At 49.4% G+C, this 11386-nt stretch carries 6 protein-coding genes; all 6 read right to left on the bottom strand.

Annotated features, from left to right (window positions below; all coding sequences use genetic code 11):
* The coding region (locus KDK17_RS00545; RefSeq protein ID WP_257287108.1) for a hypothetical protein at positions 1-1282 on the bottom strand (1282 nt) is incomplete at its 3' end.
* Positions 1283-1331: 49 nt separating this feature from the next.
* Positions 1332-2750, bottom strand: a complete 1419-nt coding sequence (locus KDK17_RS00540; protein WP_257287107.1) for a hypothetical protein — start codon at positions 2748-2750, stop codon at positions 1332-1334.
* A gap of 159 nt (positions 2751-2909) precedes the next feature.
* Entirely contained in the window at positions 2910-4040 is a 1131-nt protein-coding gene (locus tag KDK17_RS00535) for a hypothetical protein (protein ID WP_257282169.1), read from the bottom strand.
* A gap of 182 nt (positions 4041-4222) precedes the next feature.
* Positions 4223-6193, bottom strand: a complete 1971-nt coding sequence (gene aceF, locus KDK17_RS00530) for a pyruvate dehydrogenase complex dihydrolipoyllysine-residue acetyltransferase (RefSeq protein ID WP_257282168.1) — start codon at positions 6191-6193, stop codon at positions 4223-4225.
* Positions 6194-6212: 19 nt separating this feature from the next.
* Positions 6213-8870, bottom strand: a complete 2658-nt coding sequence (aceE, locus tag KDK17_RS00525) for a pyruvate dehydrogenase (acetyl-transferring), homodimeric type (protein WP_257287106.1) — start codon at positions 8868-8870, stop codon at positions 6213-6215.
* A 758-nt stretch (positions 8871-9628) separates the two neighbouring features.
* Positions 9629-11257 carry an adenosylmethionine decarboxylase gene (speD, locus tag KDK17_RS00520; RefSeq protein ID WP_257287105.1) on the bottom strand — a complete coding sequence of 543 codons (1629 nt, stop codon included), beginning with the start codon at positions 11255-11257 and terminating at the stop codon, positions 9629-9631.
* Positions 11258-11386 lie beyond the last annotated feature (129 nt).

Raw genomic sequence — 11386 nt, 5'->3', positions numbered from 1 at the left:
ATAGAGAGAGCATAACAGCCAGAAATCTTTCAGGCTTTAAACGACCACAACCGGGGACCGCTATATAGGGAAAAATGATATTGAAACGCTCAATATGATTTATTACAAATGCACATAAAGCCTTTTTTGACTCTCTTTTTGGTTCTTGCGAATCATCAGAATAAGGTATGGAATACAAGGTATGCAAAGCTGCCATGTTAATCGCAGCTTCCTGACTCGCTGGATCAGTAAGACAATTCGCTATTTGGGGACAGTTTGAAATAAAAGTGGAAGCTGCTGCCTCTATTTCTTGCCTGGAGGGAAGCAGAAGGGCTGAGTTACCGGTGGATGATCTTTGCAGTGATTTGAGCGTATTTCCATCGTTCGATCGCTTAGTGACGGACATTCTTTCCTGATGCCGCAGATTCTGAGCCACCCGGACCATCAGGCCTATCTGCCGCTGCCGCAAAAGAGTCAATCGTGTGAAAAGCAGGCTTTGTTCGGATGCTGCTCCTGTGTTGCCTGTCGAATTTGCTACAGGATTCAGCGACCATTCAGCAGGCTCTTCGCTATGGGATGATGGTCGAAGTTTACAAACGCCATGACAGGAATCGACGTAACAATCCAAGCCGAGAGTATGTTGAGGTTGTTCCGGCTCTTCGTTACCGCCGCCAGAGCCGGAATGCCGGGGTCTTTTGACAGAGCCTGTGATTTGGGCGGATGTTCCAGAGGCTTGCCGACCGGATGATTCTGTTTGCTCGTTTTTTTGCTGTCTTTGTTTTTTGCCATTTCCGGGGAGCACCATAGTAGTGATTGCAAACGGGTCATCCTGACTGGCCTCCAGTTTATTTGTTGGACTGAACATGGGTGAATCGGTGTTCCAATAACTTTGTAAAAGCCAGCCGACCGCTAAAAAGGCTTCTACGGGTATCCATGAATGAGCTTTGGTGCTCAGAGCACTGTCATGGGAAGTCATAACCAGTTGGTAAGCAACCAGCGAACCAGCGGCGTATATCAATTCCCACGATATCGACTCAGAAAAGGACGTTCTTAACCCGAAGCCCCCGAGTCTGCGTGGTTGGTCATCATGCGGAAAAATTGATTCGGCGTAGCTGTTTGTATCGGCAAGGTATGACGAGGTGCCTGGCAATGTTTGCTGGTCTCGCTTAATAGCAAAGCTCCCTTTTGGCGAGTTTCCATCCTGATGAAGCTCAACAAAAAAACTTCTTGTAAACGATTCGGTCTGGCAGATGGCAGACAGAGGGAACAGCAAAAACAGTGCCGCTGTGAGTAATTTTTTCAAAACTCTATGCCCTCTGAATAGCGTGATTTGAGTCTGGTTGGAAGCCGAATCACTTTCTATCTTCTGGAAGATACAGGTGATCGATATGGTCATCATTCGGCTTCGTACCATTAAGCTTGGTGTCTGTAATAGTTTTTGTGTGAACCAACACCTTGTGAAGCAATAGCATTGCAGCATTTTTGAAGAGTATCCTGCATGGCTGCGCCTCGCCATCTTGCCCGACCACTGTCTCGTCACAGGCTACCTGCTCATGAAAAGCTCTTTTGTGAAAAGCCAGTTCTTCAGCATTTTTGAAGGCCGAACGGCATCGATGCTGTCGGCCATCCTCCCAGTACTCTGTCTCGTCACAAACTATTAGCTGGCTTTTGTCATAAACTTGCAGCCCGGTGTAGCCTCTCTTTTTATACCTATCGTCCGATGTGCGATCACCTGGCCGCCTCTGGCTATCTACCCAACCCACTGACTCGTAACAATTTTGTTCCCCGGTTCTATTGGGTGTCTCTGCACCCACTGCATCTAGAGGGGGGCAGCCAGTTGTTGTATTGGTTTGATTGATAAAGCAATCAGGAGAGCGGTGTTCAGGGGAAACATCAGGGACATTAACAGAGAGGGAATTATGGAGACCAACCGATGTGTCAAGATAAATCGCTCCGGGGATATCGGGGGGTGGGCTTTGTTCAGTTGCTGCTCCTGTACAGTCTGTCGAATTTCCTGGGGAGTTCAGCGCCCATTCAACTGGCTGTTGGCCATCGGATAATAGCGCAAGTACACAATAGCCATGACAGGGAGGGGCATAACAATTTAAACCAAAAGTATGCTGGTGTCGTTCCGGGGCACCGTTACCGCCGCTGGAGCCGGAAGACAGGCGATGGGTGAAAGTGCCTGTATGACGAGTGGTTGTTGGAACCTGCTGACCAGATGATGCCGTTGGCTGGCTTTGTTGGCCACTTTGTTGTTTGTTTTGTCCGGAGAGCATCGTAGTAGTGAACGCAAACGGCTGATGCTGACTTGCCACCCGTTGACCCACCGGGTTAAACAGCGATGAACCGGGGTTCCAATAGCTTTTCATAAGCAAGCCAACAGCGATAAAGGCTTCTACAGGTACCCATGAATAAGGTTTGGCACTCAGAGCAGCATCATGCGTGGTCATAAACAGTTCGTAGGCAACCAGCAGAGGAGTGGTGCAAATCAATTGCCACGAAATCGACTCGATAAAGGTTGCTTCTACCCAATAACCACCTGATCTGTGTGGTTTGTGATAAGGCGGCCCAATTGATTGTGCATAGTCGTTTGTGTCTGCGATGTCTGAAGGGATGCCCAACACCGAATTCAGGTCGCGCTTAATAAAAAAGCTCTGGTGTGACTGTTTGTGCTCGACTACAAAACGTCTTGCCAACAGCTCGGCCTGGCAGATGACAGATGACATCAAAAGCACCAACAGCAATGCCGGAGAGGGCACTTGCTTCACTGTTATACCTATGAATTCCAGTCTGCAAAGATGAAGGATAAACACGGAAAACTCTAGATCAAGAAAGTGATAGTTCAAGAAAACAAGCGTGTTTTTCTGTCAAAAACCAAAGGTTACACCGGTTAAAAAAAGCCTGCTGTTGGGCATGTTACCCGGCCACTATCTTTCACAGCTTTCTTCGCTTGTTTCATCCCTTGTAAGGGCTGCAGCTGCACCCATTGAGTTTAGCGTTTTACGGCTATTTGTTGAGTTGATACCAATGCCTTGAGTGTCAGGAAAATCATTGAGGGGTTCGGCAGGGGGATCATTAAATGCGTTGAAACCATCAGGGAAATAGATAGAAGTATCAATCGTGCCGAAACCATCAGGGAGATAAATAGAAGGATCAATCGTACCGAAATCAGAAACATGATCAATAGGGGGGTCAATCAATGTGTCGAGATAAGTCGTTATAAAGTCGTCTTGATCGTGGTGTTGTTCATATTGAAGCTCAGGTGGACAAGCATCATGAAGAGTGTGGCCTGTCGAATTACCTGCGGAATTCAACGGCCATTCAGCTGACTCTCTGTTGGATAAATGTCGGAATCTACAAACACCATTGCAGAGATGGACGAAACAATTCAGACCCAATGTATGTTGGTGTTGTTCAGAATCTTCATTACTGCCACCAGAGCCGGAATACAGGGAACCAGTGTAAGAGCCTATACGGTTGGAGGTAGCCTGTGGGACTTGCTGAACGGATGATCCTGATGGCTGATTTTGTTTCATATTTCCAGAGCCAATCATCGCAGTGGTGATCGTAAACGGGTAATCCTGACTCGACTTCAGTGGTTCCAACGGTTTAAACAGCAATGAATCGGGGTGCCAATAGCTTTTCAAAAGCCATCCGACAGCGACAAACGCTTCTACAGGTATCCATGAATAAGGTTTGCCACTCAGGGCGGCGTCATTGCTGGTCATAACCAGTTCGTAAGCAACCGGAAAATGGGTAGCGTAAAGCAATTGCCACGAGATTGACTCAATAAAGGACGTTTTTAACCTGTAACTGACAAGTCTGTGTGATTTATTATCAGGCGGCGATATCGGTGCAACATAGTCGTTTGTGTCCGTGCTGTATGACGGGTTGCCCAACAATGCATGTTGGCCAAACCTTACAGAAAAAATCCCATTTGGAGAACCTCCATTCTGTTCAAGTTCAACGACGAAACTTCTTGTCAATGGTTCGGCCTGACAGACGACAGACAACGAAAGAAACAGCGATATCAGTGCCAAAGAGAATGAGTTTTTCATTACATTCCAGTCTGTAGTTTGTAGCGTTTAGTCTTTATTTTTTAGAGAGGAAAGATAGATCAAGAAATCGGTAGATCAAGAAAACAAGCTATTGTTCTTTCAACACAAAGGGTTTTAACGAGTAAAAAAAACCCGCTACTGCAAAACAGCCACGGGCTTTTTTATTTACCGAAATCCAAAAATCACAGAAGCAAACGACGAATGTCTGACAATAGATTAGCCAGCAGGGTGGTAAAGCGGGCGGCATCAGCACCATTGACCACACGGTGATCGTATGACAGTGACAGTGGACACATTAGACGTGCATCAAAGTCCTTGCCGTTCCAGACAGGTTTCATGGAAGCCTTGGAGATCCCCAGAATAGCCACTTCGGGCGCATTCACGATGGGGGTAAAGGCCGTACCACCGACAGAACCCAGGCTGGAGATGGTAAAGCAGCCACCCTGCATTTCGGCTGGTTTCAATTTCTTGTCGCGGGCCTTGCCAGCCAGCTCGATGCACTCTCTTGAAAGATCCCAGATACCTTTCTGGTCAACATTCTTGATGACAGGAACCAGAAGGCCGTCAGGAGTGTCCACTGCGACACCAATGTTGATGTACTTCTTGTAGATAACCGACTCGCCGTCTTCACTGAGAGAAGAGCAAAATACAGGCATCTCTTTGAGTACGTAAGCCACAGCCTTGAGGAAGAAAGGCAGTGGAGTCAGCTTGGTGCCCCGGGCTTCCGCCAGCACCTTGTTAGCCTTACGGAAAGCTTCCAGTTCAGTAATATCGGCTTCATCAAACTGAGTAACGTGAGGCACGTTCAACCAGGAGCGCTGGAAGTTCTGAGCCGCGACCTTGCGCAGACGATTCAGAGCTACTTCTTCGATTTCACCCCATTTGGCGTAATCCTGGGCAGGCACCGGTGGAATGCCGCCACCACCTGTGGCGGCCGCTACCTGAGGCTTGTCAGCTTCAGCCAGCTTAGCTTTAACGTAAGCCTGAACATCTTCTTTCAGGATACGGCTGCGCGGGCCTGTGCCTTTTACCCGTTCAAGGGTAACACCAAATTCACGGGCAAGCCTCCGAACCGCTGGACCTGCGTGGAAATTGCGATTGACTTTTTCCAGCTCGACCAGTTTGTGACCAGAAGCCCCAGCGGCGGGTGCTGGCGCCTTGTCCGTCGCAGGAGTCGGTGCGACTGGCGCGGAAGCCTGTGGCACGGGAGCAGTCGGAGCGGGTGCTGCAACACCGCCCTGAGTCTCAATCCTGACAATCAGGTTGCCCTGACTCAGCTTGTCACCTTCTTTGACGCAGATCTCTTTGATAACACCGGCAAAAGGAGAGGGTACGTCCATACTCGCTTTGTCAGATTCCAGAACAATCAGGGAATCTTCTTCAGCAACTTCATCACCCTCAGCTACACAAATTTCGATGACGGGAACGTTTTCGGCACCAATGTCAGGTACCGTCACTTCATTAATACCACCTGCAACAGGCGTAGCTACGGGAACCGGTGCGACAGCTGGAGCTGGAGCGGCTGTCTGAGGCACTTCAGTCTGAAGTGCCGGAACGGGAGCAGCACCAGTGGTGGTTTCAACTTTTACCACCAGGTCGCCCTGACTCAGCTTGTCACCTTCTTTAACACAGATCTCTTTGACAACACCGGCAAAAGGAGAAGGTACGTCCATGCTCGCTTTGTCAGATTCGAGAACAATCAGAGAATCTTCTTCAGAAATCTCATCACCAACGGCTACACAGATTTCGATGACCGGAACGTCTTCTGCACCAATATCGGGAACAGTCACTTCCTGAATGCTGCTGGCTGCAGGCGCTGCCGGAGGGGTAGCAGACTCTGATTGTAGCGCAGGCGCTGGCTGTGCAGCGGGCTCTGGCGCTGCTTCGACGGCAGCATCAGAGCCTTCACGGACTGCGGCGGTTGCCGCCATTTTCAGCATGTCATCACCTTCAGACACACTGTCGCCTACCTTCAGCAGGATCTCGGAGATCTTGCCGTCACGTGGTGCTGGCACTTCCATTGATGCCTTGTCTGATTCCAGAACAATCAGGGAGTCATCGGCAGAAACGGCATCACCAGGTGCAACGCAGATTTCAATAACCTCTGCACTGCCACTGCCGATATCGGGGATCTTGATTATTTCATCGCTCATTCGGGATAACCTTATGAAATCAGCAGTACAGTGGGTTAGCTTTATCGCCGTCGATGTTGAACTTTTTCATCGCGTCTTTCAGCACAGACACTTCCAGTTCACCGTCTTTTACCAGACCGTAGAGGGCAGCAATAACAACGAAGTATCGATCCACTTCAAAGAACTCACGCAACTTTTCGCGGGTATCGGAACGACCAAAGCCATCGGTACCCAGGGCGATGAACGTGCCTGGTACGAATTCACGAATCTGGTCAGCGTAAATCTTCATGTAGTCAGAGGCAGCAACAACCGGCCCCTTGCGACCAGACAGTTGCACTTCGACCCAGCCTGCCTGCTTTTCGGAATCAGGGTTCAGCATGTTGTGACGAGCTGCCGCCATACCATCACGACGCAGTTCGTTGAAGCTTGTAGCGCTCCAGATATCAGACTCAACACCGAAGTCCTTACGCAGGATGTCGGCCGCTGCACGTACTTCCTCAAGAATAGTGCCACATCCCATCAGCTGTACTTTCAAGCCGTCGTTGACGGTGTTTTCCCCGAAGCAGTACAGACCTTTCACGATGCCTTCAATAACGCTATCGCCTTCAGGCATGGCTGGCATCTTGTAGCTGTCGTTCATGGTGGTGATGTAATACCACACGTTTTCGTTGTCGCCGTACATACGACGAAGGCCGTCCTGAACAATGACCGCCAGCTCATAGCCGTAAGTTGGGTCATAGCTGATGCAGTTAGGAACGGTGGAAGCCAGGATGTGGCTGTGTCCGTCCTGATGCTGCAGACCTTCACCATTCAGGGAGGTACGACCGGAAGTAGCACCGATCAGGAAACCACGAGCCTGCATGTCTCCTGAAGCCCAGGCCAGATCGCCGGTACGCTGGAAACCAAACATGGAGTAGAAAGCATAGAAAGGAATCATCGGTACGTTATTGTTACTGTAGGACGTAGCAGCCGCAATCCAGGCAGCGTGGGCACCGGCTTCGTTAATGCCTTCTTCCAGAATCTGACCCTGTTTGGACTCCTTGTAGAACATGACCTGGTCAGAGTCCACTGGCTCATACATCTGACCTTCTGCAGAGTAAATACCCAGCTGACGGAACATACCTTCCATACCGAAAGTCCGTGCTTCGTCAGGAATGATTGGTACGATGTGCTTGCCGACTTTCTTGTCTTTCGCCAGCGCAGCCAAAACACGTACGTAGGCCATGGTGGTTGAGATTTCACGCTCACCACTGCCTTTGAGAACGGCGTCGAAGGCACTCAGCCCAGGAATCTCCAACTGTATATCTGACTGCTCGCGACGCTGAGGAATGAAGCCGCCCAGTTTCTCACGATGCTTGCGCATGTAGACCATTTCAGGGCTGTCTTCAGCGGGCTTGAAGTATGGCAGACTGGCCAGATCTTCATCTTTGATCGGCAGGTCGAAACGGTCACGGAACTGTTTCAGATCATCGATTGGCAGTTTTTTAACGTTGTGGCTGACGTTAGATGCTTCACCCGTCGTACCGGTACCGTAACCTTTTACGGTCTTGGCCAGAATAACCGTTGGCTTGTCGGTGGTGTTTACAGCAGCGTGATAAGCAGCGTAAACCTTGTAGGGATCATGACCGCCGCGGTTCAGACGCCAGATGTCATCGTCAGACAGGTGCTCAACCATCTTTTTGGTTTCAGGGTAACGACCGAAGAAGTGTTCACGTGTCCAGGCACCGCCCTTGGCTTTACAGTTCTGATAGTCGCCATCGACGGCTTCGTCCATCAACTTCTGTAACATGCCGTCTTTGTCCCGGGCAAACAGCTGATCCCAGTGGCGACCCCAGGTCACCTTGATCACGTTCCAGCCAGCGCCGCGGAATACACCTTCGAGCTCCTGCATGATTTTGCCGTTGCCACGAACAGGCCCGTCCAGACGCTGCAGGTTGCAATTCACCACAAAGATGAGGTTGTCCAGCTTTTCACGACCCGCCAGAGAGATAGCACCGGTGGATTCAGGCTCGTCCATTTCACCGTCACCCAGGAAAGCCCAGACCTTACGGTTCTGCTCCGGAGCCATACCACGGTTGATCAGGTACTTCATGAAGCGAGCCTGGTATATGGCCTGCAGCGGACCCAGACCCATGGATACGGTGGGGAACTGCCAGAAGTCAGGCATCAGGTGCGGGTGAGGATAGGAAGAAAGACCCTTGCCTTCGACTTCTTGTCGGAAACCGTCCAGCTGATCTTCACTCAGACGACCTTCGAGGTAAGCACGGGAATAAATACCCGGAGCCGTGTGTCCCTGATAGTAAACCAGATCGCCTTCACGGTTGTTGTTGTAACCATGGAAGAAATAGTTGTAGCCGATATCATACAAAGTTGCACTGGAGGCGAACGAAGAAATGTGGCCACCCAGAGAGCTGTCTTTCTGATTAGCACGCATGACCATTGCCAGCGCGTTCCAACGGACCAGGGAACGGATTCTGCGTTCCATGAACAGGTCACCCGGCATTCTCGCTTCTTTCTCAGGCGGAATGGTGTTGCGATAAGGGGTAGTAATCGCATAGGGCAGCTGTGTGCCTTTCGCTCTGGCATGCTGGGAAAGGCGGGTCATCAGGTAATGTGCCCGGTCTTCCCCTTCTTTTTCCAGTACGGAATCCAGGGCTTCCAGCCACTCCCGGGTTTCGATGGGATCAATGTCATGCATATAGTTTGCTCCGAGAATTGAGCGCTGTAACCAGTTCTAAAAAAAGCATCTGTGAAGGGGTCATCAGCCACTGATGCATCTTTCCATTTCGATTATCCGGACAACAGTACACTGAAGCTACAATCAGCCTTGTGCGAATAAACCGCTTCAACCCGGGATGAACAACCTCACTCTTAATGGGCGGTTATTCTTCGTTGTACCAGTGAAATTCTGACTGTCAGGATAGTCGAGGCTTACCTCTGAAGGACTGCTTTTTCAGCCCGTACCACCAGTCGAAACCAATGATCAAACGACGTGAGCCTCAGGAGCCGGGACAAGGACAAATAACTTGAGGGCTATCCCTGTCATGGCTAACTGTTATCTAACGAAAATTCTGCCCTGCCTGAACTTTAGGTTCAACCACCCTGCCATCAGGCTTCCAGCCGGATGTTCGGCTTCTGATGGACATTAAATTGGGTGCGGAGAGGCAGAGTTTAAAACTTCAGAAAATTGATTTCGATCAATTTTGTAATTGAACTACAAGATAAGCAAAATCCGCAATGAGTACCAGTACTTAGGTACAGTAAAGTTACAGAAATACATCAAAAGCCGCTACATCGTCACACATATTTATAAAATTCCTTTGACACATTTGCCAATAAACAAGAAAAAACACTGGTAGCGTATACCTCGATAGCAATTTCCGCCCTGACTTTTACACCGTCTTTGCGAAAAGAACCGCCGAAATTCATAGTCAGATCCACTGGATGATAAAACGCTTACTCGCTTTCGCTGAACACCGCACCGCGCAGATGCTCCTTCGTATAAACCGAGTCAGGGTTAAAGGCGGCCTTTAATACCGGAACCGCTAATTCTGGCTGAGAATCACCACACACAAAGATATCGAACGCCGCGAAGTTCCTCTCTGGCCAGGTGTGCACACTGATATGTGATTCAGCCAATACTGCAACGCCGGAAATGCCGCCATTGGGCTCGAAGCGATGAAGGTGGATATGCAACAAAGTAGCACCCGCCTTTTCGACGGCATCGCGCATCGCTTCTTCCATCGTAGTGGGGTCATCCAGCTTTTCAGCTCCCCAAAAGTCGAGGAGCAAATGCGTGCCCGCAAAAACTACCCCGTCACGGGTAATAAAGTGATCAAGCTGGTCTTCGTCAGTAGCGATGGACGTTTGGCCGTGGGTGGGCCAACGCTCATCCTGCGCGATGGAAAAAGCTAATTCAGCAACAGATCCTTGAGTCACGGAAGATGTCGCTATCAAATTACCGGGTTGATATAGATCTGATGAACGTCCCGGTAAACCTGCCCCCTCTAATGGAGTGCGTCCTGATGGAGGGTGTTCTGACCTTCCTCTCAAGCCACTGATGCATTTCGGTAATAAATGGAAAGCCGGAAGACCCAAACCCAATGCAGCCGCTAACACCTGACTGGTGTGTCTTAACCAGGCCTGCTTGATACGATTTGAAAGGTGGAACCAGGTTCGGGTAATCACTTGATCCAACATTGTCAGGCCAGCACCTACGCCTACTTTTTCCCATGTGGTTAAGTTGTCTAATTCTTTTAAACTTTTTAATCCTGTTTTTTCAGCATTATTTATAACCGGAGCGTCTGTGTCATCTGCATCAGGAATCAGTGCGGGTGATGAACTGAAGGGATCCGTGACCACCCTGACATTGTCTGCAACAAAAATACCCGCGCCCCTCAGATCCATAATACCTGCCGGTCGATGATGCTGCGTGGTCGAGGTTGTATCGGGCTGTTCCGAGGTGGCTTTTGCTGTTGAACCGCTCGTATCCAGAGGGTATCTGGAATCAATTTCGATATTCGCCAGATAATAGACAGAATCATTATGGGGTGCCGACATCACAAAGTGATTCTGTGGACTTCGCTCAATCACAAATTCTGGCAGAATATCTGCTCTGTTCCCCACAAAAGCCGAGTTGTCCGGCAGATGAAAACTGTTGATTCTTCTGCGATCGCCACTGATGAATTCCGACGGCAATTCGTAGACAGCCGCTTGTCCCTTGCCGGGCGATCGCTCTGCATCAAAGATAAACAACGTTGGTTGTATCGTTTCAAAAATCTCATACCCCAGCTTTTGTGTTGTCGCGGATATTTTTATTATCTTGACGGTTTCAGGAATGGGCTCAGACATTGAGTAAGATGTTGACGGAGATACCTGATGGTTCTTTTCCCTGATAAGCGCCTTAAAAACAGGTAAATGCCGACTGCAGACATCCCTATCGATATTCCGGGTTAATTCGGAACAACTTGAAACCTCTTTATAAATAGAACCTACTGTTGAGCCACCTGAAGAGAAAGCATAACAAGAGAAGGCATAGATTGCTGACAATAGCGTAGCCCCTGACCCTGATCTGGAAATGTTCATAACGACACTCTGTCTAATTTTTAAATGTTAAAGCAGAAGCATCCTTACCGTAGCCGTCCATTTTAAGGCCGTTCTTTATCCTAGCAGCCTGTCGGACTTAAGGCTGTCCTACTGCGGTTGCAATAAATT

The organism is Endozoicomonas sp. SESOKO2 (assembly GCF_024606245.1).
Classification (GTDB): domain Bacteria; phylum Pseudomonadota; class Gammaproteobacteria; order Pseudomonadales; family Endozoicomonadaceae; genus Endozoicomonas_A.
The sequence above is the reverse complement of the archived record's forward strand: the minus strand, read 5'-3'. Positions and strand labels throughout refer to the sequence as shown.

What these genes read in the sequence shown, in the direction of transcription:
- KDK17_RS00535 (WP_257282169.1), bottom strand. Translation starts at nt 4,040, where the DNA reads ATGAAAAACTCATTCTCTTTGGCACTGATATCGCTGTTTCTTTCGTTG.
- aceF (WP_257282168.1), bottom strand. Translation starts at nt 6,193, where the DNA reads ATGAGCGATGAAATAATCAAGATCCCCGATATCGGCAGTGGCAGTGCA.
- aceE (WP_257287106.1), bottom strand. Translation starts at nt 8,870, where the DNA reads ATGCATGACATTGATCCCATCGAAACCCGGGAGTGGCTGGAAGCCCTG.
- speD (WP_257287105.1), bottom strand. Translation starts at nt 11,257, where the DNA reads ATGAACATTTCCAGATCAGGGTCAGGGGCTACGCTATTGTCAGCAATC.